Below are 24,185 nucleotides of genomic sequence, written 5' to 3'. Positions count from 1 at the left end.
GCGGCGCCGCGCACGCAGTTCGGCGATGCGCGCCTCGCGCTCCTCCGGGGTGATGTCGTCGGGGCGGCGGCTCACAGGTCGGCTCCGATGTTCAGGTACAGCTGGAACTGCGAGTCGGGTTGGTTCAGGCCATGGGCGATGTCGATGCGCACCGGCCCGACCGGCGATTTCCAGCGTACGCCCAGGCCCACGCCGGTATGCAGGTCGATGGTGTTGTCGAAGGCGCTGCCGGTATCGACGAACACCGCCGCGCCCCACGGGCCGCCGCCGAAGTAGTGCTCGTACTCGGCCGAGCCGACCACCAGGTGCTTGGCGCCGAGCGCGTACTTGTCGGGGGCCGGCGTACGCGGGCCCACTTCGCGCCACGCATAGCCGCGGATCGAACGGTCACCGCCGGCGAAGTAGCGCAGGCTCGGCGGCATCGCCACCAGGTCGCCGGTCCAGGTGGTGCCGGCCTGGCCGCGCAGGATCAGGCGGTCGCTGTCGCCCAGCGGCATGTACCAGCGCACGGTGGCGTCGGCCTGGATGAAGCTGGTGTCCGAACCGGCACCCTGGATGCCGCCGCGCAGCGTGGCGTTGCCGCTGAAGCCGCGGCGCGGGAAGGCCTTGTCGTCCACGTTCACGTAGTCGGCGGTCAGCTGCGGGTACACCAGCGTCGAATACTGGTAGACCGCGTCGGTGAACTGGTCGCCGGAGCTGTAGCGCCAGCGCTCGCGCAGCGCGTTGACCGAGGCGATCGCGGTCCAGTACTCGTTGATCTCGCCGCTGCGGCTGCCGATGAGCTTGAAGTTGCGCATGTCCAGGTAGCGCGTCTGCTCGTCGTAGGCGCTGATGGCGAAGGTGTACCAGCCGTCGAGCCAGAGGAATGCGGGTATCCGGTAGCTGGTGACCAGGCTCTTGCGCTTCTGCGCGTAGTCCAGCTGCGTGTTGAGCTTGTGCCCGCGGCTGTTGACGTAACGCCGCTCCACCCCGCCGCGCACACCCGGGCCGCTCTCGCTGCCATAGCTGAGACCGGCGGTGTAGATGGTGCGCTTGGCCAGGGTGAGGTTCACGTCCACCGGCACCTCGCCGTCGCCATAGGCGTCTTCCGGGCGCGGCTGGATGTCGATGGTGCTGAAGTAGTCCAGCTTGGTCAGCGATTCGCGCAGGCGGTCGAGCTTGCCCTCGTGCCAGTAACTGCCCTGCTCCCAGTACACCAGCGGGTCGAACAGCCCGGGGCGGAAATAGTCCTGGTTGAAGGTGATCCGGCCCATGTTGTAGCGGCGCCCGCTGTCCCAGCTCAGGAAGATGTCGGCCGCGTCCTGCGCGCGGGTGATCTCGACCTTGCGCTGGGTGAAGTCGGAGTCGAAGTAGCCGCGCTCGGACAGGCGCCGGGTGATGACCACCTTGCTGGCCTCGTAGGTGGTGTGGTCGAACGGCTCGCCCTCACGCGGCTGGAAGTCCTCCAGGTCCTGCTGCAGGTAGCGGTCGCGCGCGGCCGGGCCGGTGATGACCACCTCCGACTGGCGCACCCGCACCGGCTCGCCCTTGTGCACCTCGATCACCACCCGCACCGTGTCGCCCTCGCGCGGCGCCTCGACGGTGATGGTCGGGTTGTAATAACCGAACGGCTCCAGCGCCTGCCGGGTCTGCCGCTCGGCCTGCGACAGCAGGTACTCCAGGCGCGACTCGCCCTGCACCTTGCCGATGGTGTCGTACAGCGACAGCGACACCTCGATGTTCTCGATGATCGCCGCGTCGTCGCCCTTGTCCAGCCCCTTGATCTGGACCTTCTCGATCGTGCCGCGGGCATGGGCGAAGGGAACGGCGGCGAACGTGGCCAGAAACAGGGCAAATGCGAAGGTCTTGGGCAGCATAGCGACAGCATACCGGGCGCTCGTGAAGGCCGGAATCATCACGGCGGTTTCGCCCGGGTCGTCCCTGCAGCTCCGCCGTGAGCCAGGAATCCAATCCGATGAAACGCCGGCTGCTGAGCGCCACGGCCCGCGCCGCCATCACCGCCCATTCGCCGCTGTCCTTCGCCCAGGCCGACGACAGCGGCGACAAGCAGGGCGTCCAGACCCTCGACCGCATCCCCGTAGCCGGCTCGCTGATCCCGCGGGTCCCGGTGGAAACCGCCACGCCGATCACCTCGATCAGCGCGCAGGAGATCCAGAAACGGGGTTTCAGGGATGCCTACGAGGCGTTGTGCCCGCAGTCGCTGGCCACCGGTACGGTGCAGGACAGCCCGTTCTCCGGCGGCTTCATCCCCGGGGCCAGGCCGATCAGCCTGCCGGGCCTGGATCCGGGTTTCATCCTGGCCCTGTTCGACCGTCGTCCCATGGCCGGCTACCCGCTGCCGTACAACGGACAGAGCATTTTTTCGACCTGGCCAGCATCCCATCTCGATGGTCGAGCGCATCGACATCGCACCCGGCAAACCAGCCGTCGATCTATGGCTCCAGCGCCATCGCCGGCGTGGTCGACATCATCCCGAAGAAGCGGCTGCACGGCCCCCAGATGAGCTTCCGCATGGGCAGCTACGACGGCGGCGGCAAGCAGTGCCGCGAGCTGACCCGTGGCCACAGCTGGAACAAGCTGGACCCGACCGCCGGCCTGCGGCCGAGCAACCAGGATCCGATCTACGGCTTCAACCGCAAGGACTTCGACTCCAACAACGTCAACCCCAATGCAGCCGTGCGCTACGGCAGCCGCACCTTCGTCCACACCGCCCGCAATGGTCCGTACACCGACCCGGGCGCGCTGCCTGCACGCCGCTGTCGGACCTGTTCGACGGGTTCCATCCACGGTGCCTGCCCCTGGGCCAGTACCGTACCGGCCAGCATCACCCGCGCGTAGGCGTGCGCGGGCTGCCGTTCCAGCACCGCCAGCAGGTGCCGGCGCGCCTCCGGCATGTCGCGCCGGGCCAGTACGGCCTGCGCGGACTGCCAGGAGGCGGCCACGTCCATGCCTCAGCCGGACAGGTGCTCGATCGCCGCCACGCTGCCCAGGCGGTCGCCCAGGGTACGCAGCAGCGCGAGGCGGTTGCCACGCAGCGCCGGGTCCTCGGCGTTGACCATGACCCCGTCGAAGAACGCGTCGACCTGCGGCCGCAGGCGCGCCAGGCGGCCCAGCACGCTGACGTAGTCCTTCTGCGCCAGCGCCGCGCCGGTGTCGTCGATGGCCGCGGCCACCGCTTCGGCCAGTTCGCTCTCGGCCGGCTCGCGCAGCAGCGCCGGATCGATCATGCCCGGGATGTCGCCCTCGGCCTTGCGCAGGATGTTGCGGATGCGCTTGTTGGCCGCGGCCAGCGCCTCGGCTTCCGGCAGCTGGGCGAAGGTGCCGATGGCGTCGATGCGGCGGTCGAAGTCGTACAGCGAGGCCGGCTTCAGTTCGACCACGGCGTTGAAGTGCGTGGCCGGCACGCCCCTGTCGGCGTAGTAGCCCTTCAGGCGGTCGAGGATGAAGTCGTACAGCTCGCCGGTGTCGGCCTGCACCTCGCGCCCGGCCAGGCCGGCATTGGCGGCGGCCAGCAACGCCGGCAGGTCCAGGTCGAAGCCCGACTCGATGATCGTGCGTGCCAGCCCCAGCGCATTGCGGCGCAGCGCGAACGGGTCCTTGTTGCCGGTCGGCTTGAGCCCTGCGGCGAAGCCGCCGGCCAGGGTATCCAGGCGCTCGGCGATGGCCAGCACCTTGCCCAACGGCGAGGCGGCGATGTCATCGGCGGCGAAGCGCGGCTGGTACGCCTCGTCGATGGCCAGTGCGACCGCGGGCGATTCGCCACCGGCCACGGCGTAGTGGCGGCCGGCGATGCCCTGCAGTTCCGGGAACTCGCCCACCATGCGCGACTGCAGGTCGTTCTTGGCCAGCTCGGCGGCGCGCCTTGCCTGCCCCGGGTCGGCACCCACCTGCCCGGCGATGCGCTGCGCCAGCGCGCTCACGCGCTGCACCTTGTCGGCGACCGTGCCCAGCCTGGCCTGGTAGGTGACGGTCTTCAGCCCGTCGCCCATCGCCGCCAGGCCCTGCTTGAGGTCCTCGTCGAAGAAGAACTTGGCATCGGAGAACCGCGGGCGGATCACCCGCTCGTAGCCCTTGGCCACCTCGGCCACGTCCTTCGATTCGATGTTGGCGATGCCGATGAACTTCTCGGTCAGCCTGCCGCCGGCATCCAGCACCGGGAAGAACTTCTGGTTGATCTCCATCGTCTCGATCAGCGCTTCCTGCGGCACCGCCAGGAATTCGCGTTCGAAACTGCACAGCACCGCCGACGGCCATTCGACCAGGTTGACCACCTGCTCCAGGTTGTCATCGGTGATGCGCGCCACGCCGCCGGCCTGCGCAGCGGCCGCGTTGACCTCGTGCACGATGCGCTCGCGGCGCGCGTCGGCGTCGACCAGCACGTACGCCGCCTTCAGCGATTCGATGTAGTCGGACGGGTGGCTCAGCCACACCTGCTTGTCGGCCATGAAGCGGTGGCCGCGGCTGAAGCGGTCGGACTTCAACCCGAGCAGCTCGGCGTCGACGACCTCGTTGCCGTGCAGCAGCACCAGCCAGTGCACCGGGCGGGCGAAGGCGTACTCGTGCGCGCCCCAGCGCATCGGCTTGGGGATCGGCATCGCGGCGATGGCCTCGCGCACGATCTCCGGCAGCAGCGTGGCGGTCTTCGCGCCCGGCGTCACCGAACGCAGCACGAAGCGCTCGCCCTTGGCATCGGTGGTGCGCTCCAGCGCGGTCCAGTCGATGCCGGCCTTGGCGGCGAAGCCCTGCAGCGCCTTGGTCGGTTCGCCGTTGGCGTCCAGCGCGATGTTCAGGTACGGGCCGAACACTTCCGAGTGCTGCTCGGGCTGCTCGGTTTCCACGCCCGGCAGCAGTACCGCCAGGCGGCGCGGGGTGGACAGCGGCTTGGCGTCGTCGCGCTCGAAGGCGATGCCGCGCCGGGCCAGCCCGTCGACCACGCCGTCGAAGAACGCCTGCGCCAGGCCCGGCAGCGCCTTGACCGGCAGCTCTTCCACGCCCAGTTCGATCAGCAGCGGCTGCATGCTCATGCCTGCACCTCCCTGGCCGCCACCGCTTCCAGGCGCTTGGCCTCGTACAACCTGGCCACCGCCTGGGCCAGCGCGCGCACGCGCAGGATGTAGCGCTGGCGCTCGGTCACCGAGATGGCGCGGCGCGCGTCCAGCAGGTTGAACGAATGGCTGGCCTTGCACACCTGCTCATAGGCCGGCAGCGGGAGTCCGGCCTCGACCAGCTTCTGCGCTTCCTGCTCGCAGGCGTCGAAGCGGTGGAACATTTCGGCCACGTCGGCATGCTCGAAGTTGTAGGTGCTCTGCTCCACCTCGTTCTGGTGGTAGACGTCGCCGTAGGTGACCGGGGTGCCATCCGGGCCGTAGGTCCACACCAGGTCGTAGACGTTGTCGCAGTTCTGCAGGTACATGCACAGCCGCTCCAGGCCATAGGTGATCTCGCCCAGCACCGGCTTGCACTCCAGGCCGCCGGCCTGCTGGAAGTAGGTGAACTGGGTGACCTCCATGCCGTTGAGCCACACTTCCCAGCCCAGGCCCCAGGCGCCGAGGGTCGGCGATTCCCAGTTGTCCTCGACGAAGCGCAGGTCGTGCACCAGCGGGTCGATGCCCAGCGCCTTGAGCGAATCCAGGTACAGCTGCTGGATGTTGTCCGGGCTCGGCTTCATCGCCACCTGGTACTGGTAGTAGCGCTGCAGGCGGTTGGGATTCTCGCCGTAGCGGCCGTCGGTGGGGCGGCGGCTGGGCTGCACGTAGGCGGCGTTCCAGCTTTCCGGGCCGATCGAGCGCAGGAACGTGGCCGGGTGGAAGGTGCCGGCGCCCACTTCCAGGTCCAGCGGCTGGATCAGCACGCAGCCCTGCTTCGCCCAGTAGTTGTTGAGGGTCTGGATCAGGCCCTGGAAAGTGATGGGAACGGTGGGAGTCGCGGACATGCTGCCTGGGCCGTACGGATGGGTGCGCTAGTATAGCGAGCGACCGCGCGGCGGCCGCGCCAGCAAGGAGTTTCAGGTGGAACACCCGGCCGCACCGAGCGTCCCGACCCCGCCGTCCCCGGTGGCCATCGCCCCGGGCCGGCTGCAGTTCTCCAACATTGCCGCCGCGGTGCTGGGCGACGGGCTGGTGGCCGCGCACGACCAGGAGCGCATCCGCTTCTCCGCACAGGGCGCGCGCAACGCCAGCGAGGTGCACCCGCTGGTGCTGCTGGCCAACCTCAAGCTGGCCGCGGCGCCCCCGGCCTCCGGCGAACTCGGGCTGGAGCGGCTGACCGAATGGCTGGCCGCCCGCACCGGGGTCCGCTACCTGCGCATCGACCCGACCCGGGTGGACGTGGCCAACGCCACCGCGGTGGTTTCGCACGCCTATGCCAGGCGCCACCGGATCCTGCCGCTGGCGATGGACTCCGAGCGGGTGCTGGTGGCCACCAGCGAGCCGATGGCGCGCGACTGGATACCCGACCTGCAGCACCTGACCCGGCGCCGGATCGAGATCGTGCTGGTCAACCCGCTGGACCTGCACCGCTACTCGATGGAGTTCTTCGGCGTCACCCGCTCGGTGCGCAATGCCCGCAGCGACGCGCGTACCGAGGGCGGCAGCCTGCCCAGCTTCGAGCAGCTGGTGGAACTGGGCCGCGCCGGCGACGTCAACGCCGACGACCACCACGTGGTCAGCATCGTCGACTGGCTGCTGCAGTACGCCTACGAGCAGCGCGCCAGCGACATCCACCTGGAGCCGCGCCGCGACATGGGCCGGGTGCGGTTCCGCATCGACGGCGTGCTGCACAAGGTGTTCGAGCTGCCGCCGGCGGTGATGACCGCCGTGATCAGCCGCATCAAGGTGCTCGGGCGCATGGACCTGGCCGAGCGCCGGCGCCCGCAGGACGGCCGCATCAAGACCCGCTCCCCGGGCGGGCGCGAGGTCGAGATGCGCCTGTCGACCATGCCCACCGCGTTCGGCGAGAAGTGCGTGATGCGCATCTTCGACCCGGACGCGGCGTTCAAGAGCATCGAGCAGCTGGGCTTCAGCCCGGAGGAAGCCGCCGGCTGGAACGAGCTGGTCGCGCGCCCGCACGGCATCGTGCTGGTCACAGGCCCCACCGGCTCGGGCAAGACCACCACCCTGTACTCCACGCTCAAGCGGCTGGCCACCCCGGACGTCAACGTGTGCACGGTGGAGGACCCGATCGAGATGATCGCGCCCGAGTTCAACCAGATGCAGGTGCAGACCAACATCGACCTGGACTTCGCCAGCGGCGTGCGCACCCTGCTGCGCCAGGACCCGGACATCATCATGATCGGCGAGATCCGCGACCTGGAGACCGCGCAGATGGCGGTGCAGGCCTCGCTGACCGGCCACCTGGTGCTGTCCACCCTGCACACCAACGACGCCCCCTCGGCCATCACCCGCCTGCTCGACCTGGGCGTGCCGCACTACCTAATCGCTTCCACCGTCAACGGCGTGCTGGCGCAGCGCCTGGTGCGCACGCTGTGCCCGCACTGCAAGCGCGCCGACGTGCTCGACGACGAGGACTGGGCGCCGCTGCGTGATGGCAATGAGGCATTACCTGATGCCATCCACGCCTGTGCGCCGGTGGGTTGCCTGGAGTGCCGGCGCACCGGCTACCTGGGCCGGATCGGCCTGTATGAGCTGCTGCCACTGGGCCCGCGGCTGCGTTCGCTGATCCGCGCGGACATGGACCTGGCCGGTTTCAGCCACGCCGCGCGCGCCGACGGGCTGCGCACGCTGCGCCGTACCGGGCTTGAAAAGGTGGCGCAGGGGCTGACTACAATCGAGGAAGTCCTGTCGGTCCTGCCCCCAGCGGAATGAAACCCCCGCCGTTCCTCATCATCGAAACCGGGCAACCGTTCCCGAGCCTGCGCCGCTACGGCCGCTTCCCGCACTGGATCCGCGTCGCCGCGGGCCTGGAGCAGGCCGAGACCGTGGTGGTGAATGTCGAGCACGGCGAGCGCCTGCCCGCGCGCCACGGCTTCGCCGCCACCATCGTCACCGGCTCGGCGGCCTTCGTCACCGACCGCGCCGAGTGGAGCGAGCGCAGCGCCGACTGGCTGCGCGAGGCCGCCCACGCCGGCATGCCGCTGCTGGGCATCTGCTACGGCCACCAGCTGCTGGCGCACGCGCTCGGCGGGCAGGTGGACTACAACCCGGCCGGGCGCGAATCGGGCACCATCCGCCTGGAACTGGACCCGGCCGCCGCCGGCGATCCGCTGTTCGGCGGGCTGCCGGCCAGTTTCCCGGCCCAGGCCACCCACCTGCAGACCGTGCTCCGGGCACCGGCGGGCGCCACCGTGCTGGCACGCTCGGCACAGGACGGCTGCCACGCGTTCCGCTGGGGCGACAACGCCTGGGGCCTGCAGTTCCACCCGGAATTCGCCACCCACCACATGCGCGGCTACGTGCGCGCCCGCGCCGACTGCATTGCCCGCCACGGCGGCTGCGCGCGCACCGTGTCGCGCCAGGTCAGCGCCGCGCCGCAGGCGCGCCAGCTGCTGCGCCGTTTCGTGCGCCACGCCCGCACCCTCTAGCGGTGCCGGCGCCCGGCGCCGCGCGGTGCCGGCAGCGCGGCCGGTGGCGGAATGCAGGTTCCCGTGGCGCGACTCGCCCGTCGGCCGGGTTCGGGCGATAATCCGCCCACGCCGGCGTGGTGCCGGCGCTCCCCCTTCTCGGAACTGCAATGGGCGATATTCGCAAGGTGCCGGCCTCCGCCGGCGCGGAATGGCTGCTGGCCGGCTTCGGCCTGCTCAGGCGCGCGCCGCTGGCGCTGGGCTCGCTGGGCATCCTCTGGGGCGTTGGCGCCTCGCTGGTGCTGTCGCTGTCCCTGCTGGTGCCGGCACTGGGCACCCTGGTGCAGTTCCTGCTGCTGCTGGCCGGGCCGCTGTTCATGGGCGGCCTGTTGTGGGCCGTGCGCGAAGTGGACCAGAACCGTCCGGCGCGTCCGGCGCACCTGCTCGAGGGCGTGCGCGAAGGCCGCGCCCCGCACCTGCTGGTGGCGCTGCTGCCGCAGCTGGTGGCGGCGCTGCTGCTGGGCACGCTGCTGCTGGTACTGGTCGGCAGCGACGGCCTGCAGCGGCTGTCGGACGTGATGCTGCGGATCAACGAGCTGAGCCAGTCCGGCGCGCAGCCGGATCCGGCGCAGATCGAGGCGCTGGTGGCGACGCTGCCGGCCGGGCGCATCCTGCTGTGGCTGCTGCTGATGCTAGCCACCTTCGCCGCGCTGACCCTGGCACTGTTCGTGATGCCGCCGCAGGTGATGTTCCAGCGCACCGGCGGCTGGCACGCGCTGCGCCGCAGCCTGCGTTCGAGCCTGCACAACCTGCCGGCGATGCTGGTGTTCTTCGTGCTGGCCTTCATCGCCATCTTCGCGATCTATTTCGCGGTGATGATCCTGGCGGTCATCGTCGGCCTGGTCGCCGGCCAGACCGCGGCCATGGCGGTGGCACAGCTGCTGCTGATGGCCGTGCTGATGCCGGTGTTCGCCGGCGCGGTGTACGCGGCCTGGAAGCAGATGCTGGGCCCGACCGCGGCCGCGGCGGCGTCACCGCCGGACATGCACGTCATCGAAGCCTGAGTTGAGCCACACCGTGGCGGCGGTGCGGCGTCCCCGCCGGGCGGCACGCAGGCGGCTGCAACGCCCCGATCGGGTGGTTGCCGTGCTTACGGCTCCGAGGCCGGCTGCCTGCGTGGCTGCAGCCAGCGCGAGGCGTGGATGCCCAGTTCGTAGAGCACGCACATCGGGATCGCCAGCATCAGCTGCGAGACCACGTCCGGCGGGGTCAGCACCGCGGCCAGCACGAAGATGCCGACAATGGCGTAGCCGCGCCCCTCGCGCAGCTGCTGCGGCGTGACCCAGCCCAGCAGCACCAGGATCACCATCGCCACCGGCAGCTCGAAGCTGGCGCCGAAGGCGAAGAAGATCGCCAGCACGAAATCCAGGTAGGCGTTGGCGTCCGGGGTGATGGCGATCACTTCCGGGCGGAACGTGGTCAGGAAATGGAACACCGCCGGCAGCACCAGGAAATAGGCGAACGCGCAGCCGATGTAGAACAGCGCCACCGCCGAGGCGAGCAGCGGTACGGCCAGGCGCTTCTCGCGCGCATACAGGCCCGGCGCCACGAATGCCCAGGCCTGGTACAGCAGCCAGGGCACGGCGATGAACACGGCGGTGAAGAACGTCAGCTTGAGCGGCGCGAAGAACGCGCCGGCCGGATTGGTGGCGATCATCGACTGCCCGGCGGGCAGCTGCGATATCAGCGGCGTCGCCAGGTGGTTGTAGAGCGTGCGCGCGAACGGCAGCAGCGCCAGCAGCACCACGCCCAGCCCCAGCAGGCCGCGCACCAGGCGTGCGCGCAGCTCGACCAGGTGCTCGATCAACGGGCTTTCGTTGAAGTCATCGCTCATGGCGCGCGCTCCGTGGGGGCCGGCGACGCCACCGCTTCGGTCATCTCCGGCGCAGGTGCCTGCGCGGGGGCCGCTTCGGGCGCCGGCAGTGCCTGCGCCGTGCGCTCATCGCCTGCATCGGCGGCGGGCGGCGCGGGGGCGGCAACGGCATCGACCTCACTGCGCAGCGCATCCACGTCGCCGCGCAGCTGGGTGGCGCCTTCCTGCAGGTCGCGTTCGGCCTGCTGCACGGACTGCCGCACGCTGCGCAGGTTGCGCTGCAGCTCTTCGGCCTGCAGTTCGCGCTCGAGCTCCTGCTTGACCGAATCCCACTGGTTGCGCGCACGGCGCACCCACAGCCCGGCAAAGCGCGCCGCCTTGGGCAGCCGTTCGGGGCCCAGAACCACCAGCGCCACCACCCCGATCAGCAGCAGTTCGCTGAAGCCGATATCGAACACGCGTGGAACCTTCGGTTCAGCGCGTCTCGCGGTCGCGCTCGGCCTGCGTGTCGCGGCTGGATTCGCGTTCGCGCGATTCGTCGTTCAGGCGCGCCGGCGGCGCGTCGTCATCGCGCATGCCCTTCTTGAATTCCTTGACCGCGCTGCCCAGATCCTTGGCGCCGCTCGTCAGCCGCTTGGTGCCGAACACCAGCACGACGATGACCAGCACGATCAACCAATGCCAGATGCTGAAACTGCCCATGATCCGCTCGCGTTATTCGGTGTGGAGGTCAGTGAGCATAACGCACCCGGCCCCGCCGGACGCCCCTGCCGAAGGTCAGTTGCCGCCGTCCAGCGACTCGGTGCGGATTTCGCCTTCGGACACCGGCTGGAAACCCTGCTGCGGCGCGGGCTCGGCGGTGGCCGGCTGCAACGGCTGGGTGGTCGCCTCGGCACCCTGCTGCGGCGTGCCGGCGGATACGGTGACCGCCTGCGCGCGCGGCGCGGACGCGGCCACCGGAGCGGTGTCGCCCTGGGTGCCGCGCTTCTCGCGCGCGGCGTAGGTGGATTCCTCCAGGCGGTCGCGGAACGCGACCACGTCGCTGGAGGGTGCCGCATTCAGGCGGCCCTCGAGGATCATCCGCGGGGTGGTGCCCTGGCCGTACGCGTCGAGGTTGGCGGCATCGTCGATGGACAGCACCGCGCCGTCCAGCGCCACCCCGGCGAACAGGCCGCGGGCGCGCGACCACGACCAGATCTCGGCCTTGAGCTGGCCGTCGGTGGCGGCGGCGGCACTGCGGCCGACCGGGCCGGCGGCCACGCCGGCGTCGGCGCCCAGGGTGAACTTGCCGTTGACGATGTTGTCCAGGCTGCGGTTGTTGCGGAACACCAGGATCACGTCGGAGGACTGCACGCCGGCCTGGAAGCCGATGCTGCCGCCCGTGAGCTTGACGAACACCGGGTTGGACCAGCTGCCGTCGGGCATCTTCACCGACATCAGGCCATGGCCACGGCGGCCGCCGAGCACCAGGCCGGCCTTGATCGTGTCGGGGATGACGATGATCGCGCGGCCTTCGTCGAGCAGCTTGTCGGGAATGGCCTGCTCGGGAATCTCCTGGATCTCGCCGAGCACGCGCACGGCGTTGCGGGCGCGCTGGTCCTCCTGCGGCCCGGCCAGGGCGGTGGCGGACAACAGGCTCGCGGACAGCAGCAGGGCGATGTACGGCAGGCGGCGCATGGCGGACTCCACAGGTCGATGCACGGAAAGATACGGCAAGCACTGGAGATTGGAAGCGACGCCATGAATAGGGAGTGAGCGGCGCCAGCCCGTACCCGCGCGCGTCAGCAGGCGTGGCCGCGACCCGGACCCGTTCGCAGCTGCCGGCCACTGCAAACCGGTCACTGCCTTCTGCCACAATGCGCGCATGTCCGACGCACCCACTACCGCACTGCTCGCGGTCAACCTAGGCACGCCCGAGACACCCACCGCCCCGGCGGTACGTCGCTACCTGGCCGAGTTCCTCGGCGACCCGCGCGTGGTCTCGATTCCCCCCCTGCTGTGGAAGCCGCTGCTGTACGGCTTGATCCTGCCGCTGCGCGGCGGCCGCTCCGCGCACAAGTACGCGCAGGTGTGGATGCCGGAGGGCTCGCCACTGGCGGTACATACCCGTCGCCTGGTGGCCAACATCGCCCGCGAACTGCCGCACTGGCAGGTACGCGAGGCCATGCGCTATGGCCAGCCGGCACTGCAGCCGGCACTGGACGCGCTGGCCGCGGCCGGTGCCAGGCGCATCGTGGTGCTGCCGCTGTACCCGCAGTACTCGACCACCACCACCGCTTCGGTCGAGGACAAGGTGCAGCAGTGGCAGGCCCGCCACCGCGACGTGCAGGTGCACACCATCCGCGACTACGCCGACGACCCGCAGTGGGTGGCGGCGGTGGCCGGCTCGATCCGCGATTACTGGCAGGCGCATGGCCGCGGCGACCGGCTGGTGTTCTCCTTCCATGGCATCCCGCAGCGGCTGGCGGACGCTGGCGATCCGTACCCGCAGCGCTGCGAGGCCAGCGCACGCGCGATCGCCGCGGCGCTGCAGCTGGGCGACGGCGACTGGCAGCTGGCCTACCAGTCGCGCTTCGGCCGCGAGCGCTGGCTGCAGCCCTATGCCGAGCCCACGCTGTGGGCGCTGGCCGAGGGCGGCGTACGGACGCTGGACGTGGTCTGCCCGGGCTTCGCCACCGACTGCCTGGAAACGCTGGAGGAAGTGGCGATGGGTTTCACCGCCACCGTCGCCGAGCGCGGCGCCACCATGCGCTACATCCCCTGCCTGAACGACAGCCCTGCCCATGCCCGCGCGCTGGCTGCGCTGGCCACCGCGCAGGACGCATGACCACGCCGTTCGGACTGGACGCCGGCGGCCTGCGCGTGGCCGGGCTCCGCGCCGGCAGCCCTGGCGGCATGCCGGTGCTGGCGCTGCACGGCTGGCTCGACAACGCCGCCAGCTTCGTCCCGCTGGCGGCGCGGCTGCCGGAGCTGGACTGGGCGCTGGTGGACCTGCCCGGCCACGGCCTGAGCGACCCCCTGCCTGCCGACGCGGCGTACACCACGCCACAGGCGATCGTGCAGGTACTGGCGATCATGGACGCGCTGGGCTGGGAGCGCTGCGTGCTGCTGGGCCACTCGATGGGTGCCGCGATCGCCAGCCTGGTGGCGGCGGTGGCGCCACGGCGGACGCAGGCGCTGGTCGCCATCGAGGCGCTGGGCGGCCTTGCCGCACCCGCCTCGCAGACGGTCGAGCGCCTGCGCGCGCACGTGGCGGCACTGGCCGCGTTCAGCGACAAGCAGCTGCGCGTGTTCGCCGATATCGCCGCGCCGGTACGCGCGCGGATGCTGGCCAACCAGCTGGACGAGCCGTCGGCGCGGCTGCTGGTCGAGCGTGGCGTGCGCGCGGTCGCCGGCGGCTGGAGCTGGCGCAGCGATCCGCGGTTGATGCTGCCCACCGCGGTGCGCATGACCGAGGACCAGGTGCGCGACGTGCTGGCCGCCATCCAATGCCCGGCGCAGGTGATCTACGCCACGCCGGTGCAGCCCTACTTTCCCGAGCCCGAGCGCAGCCAGCGCGCGGCCTTGCTGGCGCATGGCCGCCTGCACACGCTGCCCGGCCACCATCACCTGCACATGGACCAGCCCGAAGCGGTGGCGGCGGTGGTCCGCGATTTCCTCGGTACGGTTCCGCGCCATTGATGCCGGGGCGGGTACCCGCAGGCGCGCCGGCACAACCGCGGGGGCGCGTGGCGGGCGGCCCGGATCGCGCCGGGTACCGCCGGTGCGTCAGGCGCCGCGCAGCAGTTGCCGCAGCGTCGCCTTGAGCCGGCGGCCTTCCTCGCGCAGGTAATCGCGTTCGTGCCGCCACTGCGGGAAGCGCCCCTCCACCTCGGCCCAGAAGGCCGGCGAATGGTTGGCCTGCAGCAGGTGGCACAGCTCGTGGACCAGCACATACTCGAACGCCGCCGGCCGGGCCAAGGCCAGCGCCAGGTCCAGCGCCAGCGAACCGTCCGGCGCCAGCGAACCCCACTGCGAGGACATCACCTTCAACCGCAGCCGCGCCGGTGCGCGCGGCAACCCGGGCAGATAGGCCGGCAGCCAGCGGCCGACGTCGGCGCGCATCCGCGCTTCGTAGAACTCGCGCAGCACCCGGCGCAGCGAGGCGTCACCGGCCCGCGCCGGCAGCTGGATGCAGGCGCCTTCGGCATCCACCTCGATCCGGGTGAAGCGGCCCTCCTGCCAGCGCACCGGCAGCAACGCCCCGCGCAGCGGCAGCACGCCGGGTTCGCGCAATGCCAGCGGCGCCGCCAGCAGGCCCTCGCCATCGAACCGCGCCAACTGCTGCTGCAGCCATTGCCGGTTGGCCTGCAGGAAGCGCTCGCCGGACGCCAGGCTGGCGCGCAGCGGCAGCGTCAGCCGCGCGCCGCGTTCATCGACGCTGAGCTTGAGCCGGCGCGCACGCGGGTCGCGCACGCGCAGCACGTCGATCTCGGCATCGTCCAGGCGCAGCCGCACGGTGTCGCGCTGGATGACGGGCGCGGCGGGTGCGGTCAGGCGGCGGAACAGGTTGGCCATGTGTCCAGCATAGTCCCTGCCCGCGCGCCGGGCCGGTCGATGGATCGCCCGTTCAGCTGTCGGCCTTGCTCAGCTTGAACGCCTGCTCCAGCAGCAGGAACAGGCGCCGGATCTCGCCGCTCTGCAATGCGAACCGGGCGTCGAGCTCGGCGCGGCGGCCTTCCTCGTCGATGTGTTCGAGCTGGTCCAGGGCGCCGTCGAGGAACTTGAGCTTGCGCACGATCAGGTCGTCGCCGAGCACGAAGGACAGGTTGTCCTCGAACACCAGCGCCAGCTTGGTCACCTGCTTGCCGGCGTCCAGGTGCTTGTCGATCTCGTCGCAGCGCAGTTCCTGGTGCTGGCACTTGACCACCGCGCCGCCTTCCGCCGGGTCCTTCATCTCGCATTCTTCGCCCAGGCTCAGGCCTTCGGGCAGCGGCTCGCCGGCGATCCACGCGGTCAGGATCGCGCGCGGCGCGACCTCGGCGTTCAACGGCATCGCCGGGAAGCTGCCGAGCATGCCGCGGATGTCGCTCATCACGTTCTCGCCGGTCTTGCGGCTGGAGCTGTCAACCGCGACGTAGCCGTGCTGCAGGTCGAGGAAGGCGTCGGTGCGCGAGCTCTTGACGAAGGCGCGCGGCAGCAGTTCATGCAGCAGGTCGTCCTTGAGCCGCTTGCGCTCGCGGCCGCCGGGCTTGCGCCCTTCCTTCTCCTCGATTTCCTCCAGCCGGCGCGCCAGCAGGTCGTTGACCACCGCGCCGGGAAGGATCTTCTCCTCGCCGCCGACGGTGAGCCACAGCGCATCGCCGATGCGGTGCGAGAACTGCGCCTTCTCCTCGCGCCCGAAGGGCGAGATGAAGCCGCGCGAACTCATTTCCAGCGCGCCGACCGGCTTGAGCACGACGTGCGGCAGCAGGGTATCGACTTCGGAGAAATCGACCGAGGTGGGAAAGCGGAACAGGGTGAGGTTCTTGAAAAACATGGAGGTCCTGGGGAATGCGTGATCGGCGGGAACATGCCTCCCGCCTGGAAAGGACGCCGCGACGCGGCGCCGGAATCAGGGTGGCCGTGGCGCCTCAGTCTTCTTCCGGCTGCCGGGCGGCCTGCGGGTCGCCACCGGCCAGCCAGGCATGCGCGTCGGGCAGCGGCGCGTCGTCGCGGCGGCCCAGCGCCATGAAGTCGAACAGGTTGGGATCGGCCATCTGCGAGGGGCGGATGTCGCCCAGCGCGCGCGAGATCTGCTCGATGCGCCCGGGGTGGTCCTTTTCCCACTGCTTCATCATCAGCCCGACCTGCTTGCGCTGCAGGTTCTCCTGGCTGCCGCACAGGTTGCAGGGGATGATCGGGAACCGCCGCGCCGCCGCGTAGTCGATGATGTCGCTCTCGCGCACGTAGGCCAGCGGGCGGATCACCACGTGCCTGCCGTCGTCGCTGCGCAGCTTCGGCGGCATGCCGGAGATCTTGGCGTGGTGGAACAGGTTCATGAAGAACGTGGCCACCATGTCGTCGCGGTGGTGGCCCAGCGCGATCTTGGTGAAGCCGTTTTCCTCGGCGTAGCTGTACAGCGAACCGCGACGCATCCGCGAACACAGCGAACACATGGTCTTGCCTTCCGGGATCACCCGGCTGACCACCGAATAGGTGTCCTGCTCGATGATGTGGTACGGCACGCCGATGCCGGCCAGGTACTCGGGCAGCACATGCTCGGGGAATCCGGGCTGCTTCTGGTCCAGGTTCACCGCCACCAGCTCGAACGGCACCGGTGCCTTCTTCTGCAGCTGCAGCAGGATGTCCAGCAGGGTGTAGCTGTCCTTGCCGCCGGACAGGCAGACCATGACCTTGTCGCCGGCCTCGATCATGCCGAAGTCGGCGATGGCCTGGCCGACCTGGCGGCGCAGGCGCTTGCCCAGCTTGTGGTGTTCGCGTTCGGCCACGCGCGGGTCGCGGGCGCGCGGCGCGGGATCGGGAAGGGGAATGACGGCACTCATCGCGTGCATTCTACCGGCTGGCCCCGCGCTCCACAGCGGCGGGTGACACGGGCTGGCACAAAAGCGTCATGGCGACGTCACGCCGCGCTGACAGCATCCCGGGCTCCCCCGTCCAGCCCCTGGGTCCATCGTGCTCGATAACCGTCTCGCTTCCGCCGTCTGCCGTGCGCTGCTGCTGTCCTCCGCCCTTGCCCCGGCTTCCGTGCTTGCCCAGGAGGCCGCCAGCGCTTCCCGTTCCTCCGCCAAGGACCTGGATACGGTCATCGTCACCGGCCGCAGCGGCACCGGCGTGCGCACCAAGGCCGAGACCAGTTACTCGATCACCAACATCGAGGAAGAGCAGCTGCGCATGCAGGCGCCGACCAGCGTGACCGAGGCGCTCAAATCGGTGCCCGGGTTCTGGGTGGAAGCCTCCGGCGGCGAGGCCAGCGGCAACATCCGCGCGCGCGGCATCCCGGTCGACGGCTTCGGCTCGGTCACCCTGCTGGAAGACGGCATCCCGGTGGTGCATGACCCGGCGCTGGGCTACCTCAACGGCGACCAGGCATTCCGCCTGGACGAAACCATCGAACGCATCGAGGTGGTACGCGGCGGACCGGCATCGGTGATGTATTCCAACGCCCCGGCCGGTGCGATCAACTTCATCCCGCGCCAGGTCGGCGATGACGCCAGCGGCGTGTTCAAGTACACCGTCGGCGACAGCGGCCTGAACCGCCTGGACTTCGCCTACGGCAGCCCGCTGGCCAATGGCTGGAAGCTGCTGCTGGGTGGCTTCTACCGGGTCGAGGACGGCGTGCGCGATCCCGGCTTCAACGGCAACGATGGCGGCCAGTTCCGCCTCAACCTGGCCAGGGAGTTCGAGGGCGGGCGTTTCAGCATCGACGCCAAGCGCATGGATGACCGCGTCGCCCTGTATCTGGGCATCCCGATGTACACCAACGGCAACGGCGACATCCGCGCGGTGCCCGGCTTCGACGGCAACCACGGGACGCTGGCCGGCCCGGAAACCCGCTACCTGTCGATGAAGACCGCCGATGGCCGCGGCTGGGACTTCGACAACAGCGAAGGCACCCATGTGAAGCGCGACCAGCTCACGTTCAAGCTGGAGACCGGACTGGGCGGCGACTGGGAACTGGCGCAATCGGCGCGCTTCAGCCGCACCGACACCATCCGCAACGGCGTGTTCCCCAACTCGCTGACGCCGGCGGCCACGTTCCTCGCCGGGCAGAAGAACCTGCTGGCATCGGTGCCGGGCGCCACCGCGCTGGGCCTGCGCTACGTGAATGGAAGCGGCGGCTTCGATACCGCCAGCCAGAACGGCAATGGCCTGATGGTGATCGGCGGACTGCGCGGGCTGGACATCCCGGTGCGCGAGTTCGTCAGCGACACGCGGCTGATGCGCAGCTTCGCGCTCGGCGGCCAGCAGCACGACCTGACCCTGGGCTACTACCTGGCCTCGACCCGGGAGGACTACACCCGCTACTCGTCCTCGGTGCTGATGGACGCCACCGACAACGCCCGCCTGCTCGACCTGGTCGCGCTGGATGCAAACGGCAACGTGGTGCGTACGCTCAGCGACAACGGCGTGTGGCGCTACGGCTACGAATGGAACAACGCCTCGGGCGAACAGAAGACCCAGGCCTTCTATGTCAGCGACGAGTGGCAGGTCAACGACAGGCTGCGCATCGACAGCGGCCTGCGCTGGGAGAAGGCCAGCAGCAGCGGCTGGAACGAGGTGCGCCGCAGCGTCGACGGCGGCACCCTGGCGACCTCGCAGATGCTTACTGGTTCGGGCCTGTACGTGAACCACGACCTGGAGTCGGACGACCTGGGCTGGTCGATCGGCGCCAACTGGCAGTTCAACGATGGCATGGGCGTGTTCGGCCGCTGGACCTCGGCCTTCCGCCTGCCCAGCCTGGGCAACTACATCACCCGCAACGACAACTGCGACGCGACCTCGGCCGCGACCGTCGCCGCCTGCGCATTCGCCAACGGCAAGGCGGCCGACACGCAGACGATGGACCTGGCCGAAGTCGGCTTCAAGTTCGCCAACCCGCTGTTCAGCGCCTACGCCACGGCGTTCTACACCAAGTACGACAACGTCGGCTTCAGCAACTACCGCTTCAACCCGGACACCGGCGTGTCCACCCGCGAAGCCGGTTATGCCAGTACCCGCACGTTCGGCCTGGAACTGGAGACGGCGTGGTACCCCACCGACTGGTTCGACCTGCGCGTCAACGCCACCTGGCAGGATGCGCAGTACCGCGACCTGCGCTACAGCGAGCTGGTCAATGGCGCGCCGGTGCTGCGCGATTTCGTCGGCAACCAGCTGATCCGCGTGCCGGAGCTGGGCGCGCGCGTGGTCGCCGGCATCAACCTGCTCGACCAGCGCCTGCGCCTGCAGGCCGCCGCCGAGCACCAGGGCGAGCGCTACGTGGACACCGCCAACTCGGTGCGCCTGCCGTCCTACCAGCTGCTCAACCTCAGCGCGCGCTACGAACTGAGCGAGCGCGTGTCGATGTACGGCTACGTCGACAACGTCACCAACTCGCTGGGCCTGACCGAGGGCAATCCGCGTGCCGGCGAGCTCGCGAGCAGCGACGCGGGCGCCAGCGCCTTCATCGCACGGCCGCTGCTGGGCCGCAACTACCGCCTGGCCCTGATGTACCGGTTCTGATGCGCGCCCTGCTCCCGGTGGTGCTGGCGGCGCTTGCCGCCAGCCCCTGCGCCCACGCCGCGCAGACCCTGCAACTGCAGGGCACGCTGAGCGGCAAGGACCATCAGCGGTACCTGGAACTGCCGTTCACGGTGCCCGACGGCACCGCCAGGGTGGACGTCACGCTGCGGCATGACGGCGCCGGCGAGCGTACCGTCATCGACCTCGGCCTGCTGGACACGCATGGCTTTCGCGGCTGGAGCGGCGGTTCGCGCCGCGCGGTCACGGTTTCCCGCTACGACGCCAGCGGTGGCTACCTGCCCGGCGCATTGCCGGCAGGCCAGTGGAAGGTGCTGCTCGGCATTCCCAACATCCGTGCCGGGGCACGCACGCCCTACACCGTCGGCGTGACCCTGTGGGACGAGGATGAAGTGCAGGCCGGCAGGGACCGCGCGCCGCAGGTACTGCGCGAGGGGCCGGCGTGGTACCGCGGCGACCTGCACATGCACAGCACCCACAGCGACGGCAGCTGCAGCAGCCAACAGGGCAACAAGGTGCCCTGCCCGCTGTTCCTGAGCCTGCAGGCCGCGGCACGGCAGGGCCTGGATTTCGTCGCCGTCACCGAGCACAACACGGCCTCGCACCTGGAGGAGCTGGCGCGCCACCAGCCCTGGTTCGATCGCCTGTTGCTGATTCCGGGCATGGAAGTCACCACCTTCCAGGGCCACGCCAACGTATTCGGCATCAACGGGCCGCTGCCGTTCCGGCTCGGCGACACCCTGCCCGACTGGAACCCGCTGCTGCGCCAGGTCAACGACAGCGGTGCGCTGCTGTCGATCAACCACCCGGCGCTGGCCTCCGGCGAGGCGTGCATGGGCTGCGGCTGGACCCCCGCCAAACCGGTGGACATGGACGCGGTCGCCGCGGTGGAAGTGGTCAACGCCAGCCAGGCCGACGGCCCACGTGCGGGCGTCGGCTTCTGGGAGCAGCAGCTGCAGCAGGGCCGGCGCATGACCGCCATCGGCGGCAGCGACAGCCATGATCCGGGCGCGGCCGAAGGTCCTTCGCCGATCGGCCTGCCGGCCACCCTGGTGCATGCCCCGGCACTGTCGCGCGACGCCATCCTGGCCGCACTGAGGCAGGGCCGGGTGGTGGTGGACGTGCGCAACGTCGCCGGCAGCCGGCTGGACCTGTGGCTGCGCGACGCGGGCGGCCAGCGCACCGGGATGGGCCAGCAACTGGACCTGCCCGCCGGACAGTGGGCCACCGCGCACGCCGAGCTGGATTATCCCCGCCCGCTGCGGATCGAGTTCGTCATCGACGGCCGCCGCCACCCCGCCACGGTGGAAACCGGCGAGGACGGCAGCCAGCGGGCCAGCCTGCGCTGGCGCTCGGATGGCAAGCGACACTGGTTGCGCGTGGATGCGCGCGATGACGACGGCAGCCTGCTGATGCTGGGCAACCCGGTGTACGTGAACTGGCCCCGCTGACCGGCTAAGCTGGCGGCATGTCCGAGCTGCCGCCCTTCGCCGAGATCAGCCAGCGCATCGCCGAACTGCGGGCCGAGCACCGCAGCCTGGACGAACGCATCGGCAGGCTCGCCGCCAACCCCGACGACGAGCTGGACGCCAAGCGGCTGAAAAGGCGCAAGCTGCAGCTCAGGGACTGCATCACCAGGCTGGAAAGCATGCTGATTCCCGACGAGCCGGCCTGACCTGCGGCGGCGCCACGGCGGTCGCTCAGGCCGCGTGGCGGGCGATGACCCGGTTGGCTTCCAGCAACGATGCGCCGCATTGCCGGCGGCAGGCCCGGATCGCGGCGATCTTCCTACCGCTCCGCAGCAGCGCCTTCCCTTCGTCCGAAGGGGCCGGCAGTGCGGAAACATCGCGCGGCTTGCGGCGCATGGCGTGCACCGCGGCAAGCACGCAGAGGGTCGCCACCGACGCGAAGAACGTTGTCTGCCACATCACCTTGCCCTCCGTTGTCCGGCGCCGGGGAAGCTTCAACCCGCCGCCGGTTCCTCCGGCTTCACCGCTTCCGGGCTCACCCGCTCGATGGTGTGGCGCAGTTCGCGGCCGAGGATGAACTTGGCGTCCTTGGCCCAGGCATCGAGGCGCTCGTCGAACAGCAGCTTGCTGTTCTCGTCCGGCCAGACCAGGCGCAGCTCGCGCATCTTCTGGATGAAACCGCGGAACAGGGTCTTGTCGAAGAACTCCGGCGCGGCCGGGGCGTAGAGCAGGCTCAGGCGCTGCGCGGCCTGCTGGCACAGGCTTTCCAGTTCGGCCGCGCCGAGCACGCCGGGGCCGTTCTTCACCAGCACCGAGATGGCGATGTAGTAACGCTCGAACGCCTGCTGCAGCGAATGGCCGATGGCACGCAGGCGGAACACCTCGTCGGTCTGGCCGGTGCTGCGCGCGAGCATGCCGCCCTCGTCCTCGCCCACCTGCTGCAGCAGGCCTTCGCGCACGAACACGTTGATGGTCTGCTCGATGCGCGCGGCGAATTCGTCCTCGGTCCACGGCAGGAACAGCTCCTGCTGCAGGAACGGGTACAGCCCGCGCCCGAGCCGCAGCAGGCCGGCACGGCTCATGCGGCGGTTGTTCTGGAAGCAACAGGCCACCCACGAAGACGCGGTGAACAGGTGCAGCACGTTGTTGCGGAAGTAGCTCAGCAGCACCGCGGTGTCGCCGCTGACGCTGAGCACGTCGCCCAGCGGATGCTTGACCCGGGTGAGGACGTTGATCTCCTCGGCGTGGGCGATGATGCGCTCGGGCGAATGCGGGGTGACCGTCACCCGGTCCGAATACGGCAGTTCCACCAGCAGCTTCTTGCACAGCTCGATCTGCGCGACCAGGTCGGCCTCGCCCATGGCGTGCTTGGGCGTGGACAGCAGCGCCAGCGCCAGCAGGTTGATCGGATTGACGTCGGCGGCGCCGTTGATGCGCACCTGGATCTGCTCGGCCAGGGTATCGACCGTGCCCGACAGCCAGGACGGCTTCTCGTCCTCGGACACCGGCTGGCCATCCCACTCCGGCGCCTTCTCGGCCAGCACGTCGTTCAGCGCGATCGGCTCGCCGAAGTTCACCACCACCTGGCCGTAATTCTGCTTGAGCACCTTGGGGATGCCCCACAGCAGCGCCCAGATCGATTCCTTTTCCTTGGGCCGCCCGGACAGTTCGTCCAGATAGCTGTTGCCCTCCATCAGCTTCTCGTAGCCGATGTAGATGGGCTGGAACAGCACCGGCTTGCGCGGCTGCCGCAGGAACGCGCGCAGCGTCATCGAGATCATGCCGCCCTTGGGCTGCAGCAGGCGCCCGGTGCGCGAGCGCCCGCCCTCGACGAAGTACTCGATCGAGTAGCCGCCGGCCACCAGCTGCGCGACGTACTCGCTGAGCACGGCCGAGTACAGCGCGTTGCCGCGGATGCTGCGGCGGATGAAGAACGCGCCGCCCTTGCGCAGCAGCGTGCCGACCACCGGCAGGTTGAGGTTGATGCCGGCCACGATGTGCGGCGGCACGATGCCGCGGTCGTACAGCAGGTAGCTCAGCAGCAGGTAGTCCATGTGGCTGCGGTGGCTGGGCACGTAGATCACTTCGTGCCCGGGCGCGGCTTCCTTGAACTTGTCCAGGTGGTGGACCAGCACGCCGGCGTAGATGCGGTTCCAGACGTGGGTCAGCATGAAGCTGGCCGAACGCACCACCGGGCTGGAATAGTCGGCCGCGATCTCCCAGGCGTAGCCCTGCGCCTTCTTCCAGGCATCGGCCGGCCTGGAGTTGTCGCGCTTGGCCTGGGCGGCGATGGCCTCGCGCACCGGCTCGGCTTCCAGCACCTTGTCCACCAGCAGGCGGCGGGTGGAAAGATCCGGACCGATGATCGATTCGCGGATGCGGCGGAAGTGCGCGCGCAGCACGCGCTGCAGCTTGCGCACGGTGCGTTCGGGCTCCAGCCCCTCTTCCACGGTCTCGCGCAGCGAAATCGGCGCGGCAAAGCGCACGATGCTGTCGCGGCCGTTGAGCAGCACCGCCAGCAGGCGGCGGAAGCGACCGACCAGCGCCCAGTTTTCCGAGAACAGCACCGCGAACCAGCCGCTCTGCTTGTCCGGCGCGCGGCCGACGAAGATCGACACCGGCACCAGCTGCACGTCCAGCGCCGGATTGGCGCGATGCGCCTGCAGCAGCCGCGCCAGCGAGTCGGAATGGGTACGGGCACCGCGCTGCTCGGGGATCAGCGCGTTGTTGCTGGAACGCCGCGACAGCGCGACATAGGCGCGCTTGCGCCCGGTCGGATCGCCGGCCAGCGGGACCAGCGGCGACGGCAGCCCGGCGTCGCGGCAGGCCTTGTCCAGGATCAGCGCGTTGGACAGGCCGTAGTCCTCCAGCACGTAGACCACCGGCTGCGCCGGGTCGTGCTGGAGCTGCTCGGGCTCGATCTTCAGCCCCAGCCACGGCTCGATCAGGCGGCCGAGCAGGCGCGCCCACAGCGGGCGCCGGCCCGGGCGTACGGGCGGCCGACCGGCCGCGGCCGGCAGGGGGGAGGCGGCCGGGGCGCTGGCTTCGCCCGACGGCAGGAGTTCGCCCTGTTCGGGCCGTGGGTTCTGTTTCGACATCGGCGACA

The 24,185-nt window shown here is 70.0% G+C and carries 20 protein-coding genes and 1 pseudogene; 9 read left to right on the top strand and 12 right to left on the bottom strand.

What is annotated here, in order from left to right; translation table 11 throughout:
* Positions 1 to 71: 71 nt before the first annotated feature.
* Positions 72 to 1,856 carry an autotransporter assembly complex protein TamA gene (locus ABB33_RS11720; protein ID WP_054668435.1) on the bottom strand — a complete coding sequence of 595 codons (1,785 nt, stop codon included), beginning with the start codon at positions 1,854 to 1,856 and terminating at the stop codon, positions 72 to 74.
* A 98-nt stretch (positions 1,857 to 1,954) separates the two neighbouring features.
* Here ABB33_RS11720 and ABB33_RS11715 point away from each other — a divergent pair.
* Positions 1,955 to 2,777 (top strand): annotated as a pseudogene (locus ABB33_RS11715) (TonB-dependent receptor plug domain-containing protein); the annotation flags it as partial.
* Positions 2,778 to 2,951: 174 nt separating this feature from the next.
* Here ABB33_RS11715 and glyS read toward each other — a convergent pair.
* Together glyS and glyQ are read right to left on the bottom strand one after the other, a co-directional pair.
* On the bottom strand, positions 2,952 to 5,024 hold the full coding sequence (gene glyS / locus ABB33_RS11705; RefSeq protein WP_056932230.1) for a glycine--tRNA ligase subunit beta: 2,073 nt from the start codon (positions 5,022 to 5,024) through the stop codon (positions 2,952 to 2,954).
* Positions 5,021 to 5,932 (bottom strand): glycine--tRNA ligase subunit alpha, encoded by a 912-nt coding sequence (glyQ, locus tag ABB33_RS11700; RefSeq protein ID WP_056932229.1) that lies wholly within the window; start codon positions 5,930 to 5,932, stop codon positions 5,021 to 5,023. The genes glyS and glyQ overlap by 4 nt, the downstream gene beginning before the upstream one ends.
* A 121-nt stretch (positions 5,933 to 6,053) precedes the next feature.
* On the opposite strand from glyQ, the gene ABB33_RS11695 reads away from it, so the two are divergent.
* From ABB33_RS11695 to ABB33_RS11685, 3 genes are all read left to right on the top strand, one after another.
* On the top strand, positions 6,054 to 7,823 hold the full coding sequence (locus ABB33_RS11695; protein ID WP_056932242.1) for a GspE/PulE family protein: 1,770 nt from the start codon (positions 6,054 to 6,056) through the stop codon (positions 7,821 to 7,823).
* Positions 7,820 to 8,539 (top strand): glutamine amidotransferase, encoded by a 720-nt coding sequence (locus ABB33_RS11690; protein ID WP_054668440.1) that lies wholly within the window; start codon positions 7,820 to 7,822, stop codon positions 8,537 to 8,539. Before ABB33_RS11695 ends, ABB33_RS11690 begins: the two co-directional genes overlap by 4 nt.
* A gap of 149 nt (positions 8,540 to 8,688) precedes the next feature.
* Positions 8,689 to 9,582, top strand: coding sequence for a BPSS1780 family membrane protein (locus ABB33_RS11685; RefSeq protein ID WP_054668441.1), 894 nt, complete (start codon positions 8,689 to 8,691; stop codon positions 9,580 to 9,582).
* A gap of 86 nt (positions 9,583 to 9,668) precedes the next feature.
* Here ABB33_RS11685 and tatC read toward each other — a convergent pair whose 3' ends face one another.
* The 4 genes from tatC to ABB33_RS11665 form a co-directional block, all read right to left on the bottom strand.
* Positions 9,669 to 10,412, bottom strand: coding sequence for a twin-arginine translocase subunit TatC (tatC, locus tag ABB33_RS11680; RefSeq protein WP_054668442.1), 744 nt, complete (start codon positions 10,410 to 10,412; stop codon positions 9,669 to 9,671).
* Positions 10,409 to 10,849 (bottom strand): Sec-independent protein translocase protein TatB, encoded by a 441-nt coding sequence (tatB, locus tag ABB33_RS11675; RefSeq protein ID WP_054668443.1) that lies wholly within the window; start codon positions 10,847 to 10,849, stop codon positions 10,409 to 10,411. Before tatB ends, tatC begins: the two co-directional genes overlap by 4 nt.
* Before the next feature lie 16 nt (positions 10,850 to 10,865).
* Positions 10,866 to 11,093, bottom strand: a complete 228-nt coding sequence (gene tatA, locus ABB33_RS11670; protein ID WP_054668444.1) for a Sec-independent protein translocase subunit TatA — start codon at positions 11,091 to 11,093, stop codon at positions 10,866 to 10,868.
* Between the two features lie 75 nt (positions 11,094 to 11,168).
* Positions 11,169 to 12,068 (bottom strand): lipid-binding SYLF domain-containing protein, encoded by a 900-nt coding sequence (locus ABB33_RS11665; protein ID WP_054668445.1) that lies wholly within the window; start codon positions 12,066 to 12,068, stop codon positions 11,169 to 11,171.
* A 187-nt stretch (positions 12,069 to 12,255) separates the two neighbouring features.
* Here ABB33_RS11665 and hemH point away from each other — a divergent pair, with 187 nt between their 5' ends.
* Both hemH and ABB33_RS11655 read left to right on the top strand, forming a co-directional pair.
* Positions 12,256 to 13,218 (top strand): ferrochelatase, encoded by a 963-nt coding sequence (gene hemH / locus ABB33_RS11660; protein WP_056932228.1) that lies wholly within the window; start codon positions 12,256 to 12,258, stop codon positions 13,216 to 13,218.
* Positions 13,215 to 14,072 carry an alpha/beta fold hydrolase gene (locus tag ABB33_RS11655; protein ID WP_056932227.1) on the top strand — a complete coding sequence of 286 codons (858 nt, stop codon included), beginning with the start codon at positions 13,215 to 13,217 and terminating at the stop codon, positions 14,070 to 14,072. Before hemH ends, ABB33_RS11655 begins: the two co-directional genes overlap by 4 nt.
* 87 nt (positions 14,073 to 14,159) lie before the next feature.
* Here the strand turns inward: ABB33_RS11655 and ABB33_RS11650 are convergent, their stop codons facing one another.
* The 3 genes from ABB33_RS11650 to ttcA form a co-directional block, all read right to left on the bottom strand.
* Positions 14,160 to 14,948 carry a M48 family metallopeptidase gene (locus tag ABB33_RS11650; RefSeq protein ID WP_056932226.1) on the bottom strand — a complete coding sequence of 263 codons (789 nt, stop codon included), beginning with the start codon at positions 14,946 to 14,948 and terminating at the stop codon, positions 14,160 to 14,162.
* 52 nt (positions 14,949 to 15,000) lie between these two features.
* A complete protein-coding gene (locus ABB33_RS11645) occupies positions 15,001 to 15,909 on the bottom strand; it encodes a recombination-associated protein RdgC (RefSeq protein WP_056932225.1) in 909 nt (302 codons plus the stop codon).
* Positions 15,910 to 16,003: 94 nt separating this feature from the next.
* Complete coding sequence (ttcA, locus tag ABB33_RS11640) at positions 16,004 to 16,915, bottom strand: tRNA 2-thiocytidine(32) synthetase TtcA (RefSeq protein ID WP_182212632.1); 912 nt, start codon at positions 16,913 to 16,915, stop codon at positions 16,004 to 16,006.
* A gap of 130 nt (positions 16,916 to 17,045) precedes the next feature.
* On the opposite strand from ttcA, the gene ABB33_RS11635 reads away from it, so the two are divergent.
* From ABB33_RS11635 to ABB33_RS11625, 3 genes are read left to right on the top strand one after another with little or no spacing between them, the layout of a single operon-like run.
* Positions 17,046 to 19,592, top strand: coding sequence for a TonB-dependent receptor (locus ABB33_RS11635; RefSeq protein ID WP_082595076.1), 2,547 nt, complete (start codon positions 17,046 to 17,048; stop codon positions 19,590 to 19,592).
* Positions 19,592 to 21,061: a CehA/McbA family metallohydrolase gene (locus ABB33_RS11630; protein ID WP_056932223.1), complete on the top strand. Its 1,470-nt coding sequence runs from the start codon at positions 19,592 to 19,594 to the stop codon at positions 21,059 to 21,061. The genes ABB33_RS11635 and ABB33_RS11630 overlap by 1 nt, the downstream gene beginning before the upstream one ends.
* Positions 21,062 to 21,078: 17 nt before the next feature.
* A complete protein-coding gene (locus ABB33_RS11625; protein ID WP_056932222.1) occupies positions 21,079 to 21,285 on the top strand; it encodes a YdcH family protein in 207 nt (68 codons plus the stop codon).
* A 25-nt stretch (positions 21,286 to 21,310) separates the two neighbouring features.
* Here ABB33_RS11625 and ABB33_RS11620 read toward each other — a convergent pair whose 3' ends face one another.
* Both ABB33_RS11620 and plsB read right to left on the bottom strand, forming a co-directional pair.
* The gene (locus tag ABB33_RS11620) at positions 21,311 to 21,577 is read right to left on the bottom strand and encodes a hypothetical protein (protein WP_152985056.1); all 267 of its coding nucleotides are present in this window, start codon (positions 21,575 to 21,577) and stop codon (positions 21,311 to 21,313) included.
* Complete coding sequence (gene plsB, locus ABB33_RS11615) at positions 21,574 to 24,177, bottom strand: glycerol-3-phosphate 1-O-acyltransferase PlsB (protein WP_380610178.1); 2,604 nt, start codon at positions 24,175 to 24,177, stop codon at positions 21,574 to 21,576. Before plsB ends, ABB33_RS11620 begins: the two co-directional genes overlap by 4 nt.
* Positions 24,178 to 24,185: the final 8 nt, after the last annotated feature.

This window comes from Stenotrophomonas acidaminiphila (assembly GCF_001431595.1).
GTDB lineage: Bacteria > Pseudomonadota > Gammaproteobacteria > Xanthomonadales > Xanthomonadaceae > Stenotrophomonas > Stenotrophomonas acidaminiphila.
The sequence above is the reverse complement of the archived record's forward strand: the minus strand, read 5'-3'. Positions and strand labels throughout refer to the sequence as shown.

Excerpts from the sequence above, each read along its gene's own strand:
- ABB33_RS11645 (WP_056932225.1), bottom strand. The coding sequence starts at position 15,909 with ATGTTTTTCAAGAACCTCACCCTGTTCCGCTTTCCCACCTCGGTCGAT.
- plsB (WP_380610178.1), bottom strand. The coding sequence starts at position 24,177 with ATGTCGAAACAGAACCCACGGCCCGAACAGGGCGAACTCCTGCCGTCG.
- glyQ (WP_056932229.1), bottom strand. The coding sequence starts at position 5,932 with ATGTCCGCGACTCCCACCGTTCCCATCACTTTCCAGGGCCTGATCCAG.
- ABB33_RS11690 (WP_054668440.1), top strand. The coding sequence starts at position 7,820 with ATGAAACCCCCGCCGTTCCTCATCATCGAAACCGGGCAACCGTTCCCG.
- ABB33_RS11720 (WP_054668435.1), bottom strand. The coding sequence starts at position 1,856 with ATGCTGCCCAAGACCTTCGCATTTGCCCTGTTTCTGGCCACGTTCGCC.
- ABB33_RS11685 (WP_054668441.1), top strand. The coding sequence starts at position 8,689 with ATGGGCGATATTCGCAAGGTGCCGGCCTCCGCCGGCGCGGAATGGCTG.
- ttcA (WP_182212632.1), bottom strand. The coding sequence starts at position 16,915 with ATGAGTGCCGTCATTCCCCTTCCCGATCCCGCGCCGCGCGCCCGCGAC.
- ABB33_RS11665 (WP_054668445.1), bottom strand. The coding sequence starts at position 12,068 with ATGCGCCGCCTGCCGTACATCGCCCTGCTGCTGTCCGCGAGCCTGTTG.
- ABB33_RS11625 (WP_056932222.1), top strand. The coding sequence starts at position 21,079 with ATGTCCGAGCTGCCGCCCTTCGCCGAGATCAGCCAGCGCATCGCCGAA.
- glyS (WP_056932230.1), bottom strand. The coding sequence starts at position 5,024 with ATGAGCATGCAGCCGCTGCTGATCGAACTGGGCGTGGAAGAGCTGCCG.
- ABB33_RS11655 (WP_056932227.1), top strand. The coding sequence starts at position 13,215 with ATGACCACGCCGTTCGGACTGGACGCCGGCGGCCTGCGCGTGGCCGGG.
- tatC (WP_054668442.1), bottom strand. The coding sequence starts at position 10,412 with ATGAGCGATGACTTCAACGAAAGCCCGTTGATCGAGCACCTGGTCGAG.
- ABB33_RS11650 (WP_056932226.1), bottom strand. The coding sequence starts at position 14,948 with ATGGCCAACCTGTTCCGCCGCCTGACCGCACCCGCCGCGCCCGTCATC.
- hemH (WP_056932228.1), top strand. The coding sequence starts at position 12,256 with ATGTCCGACGCACCCACTACCGCACTGCTCGCGGTCAACCTAGGCACG.
- tatA (WP_054668444.1), bottom strand. The coding sequence starts at position 11,093 with ATGGGCAGTTTCAGCATCTGGCATTGGTTGATCGTGCTGGTCATCGTC.
- ABB33_RS11630 (WP_056932223.1), top strand. The coding sequence starts at position 19,592 with ATGCGCGCCCTGCTCCCGGTGGTGCTGGCGGCGCTTGCCGCCAGCCCC.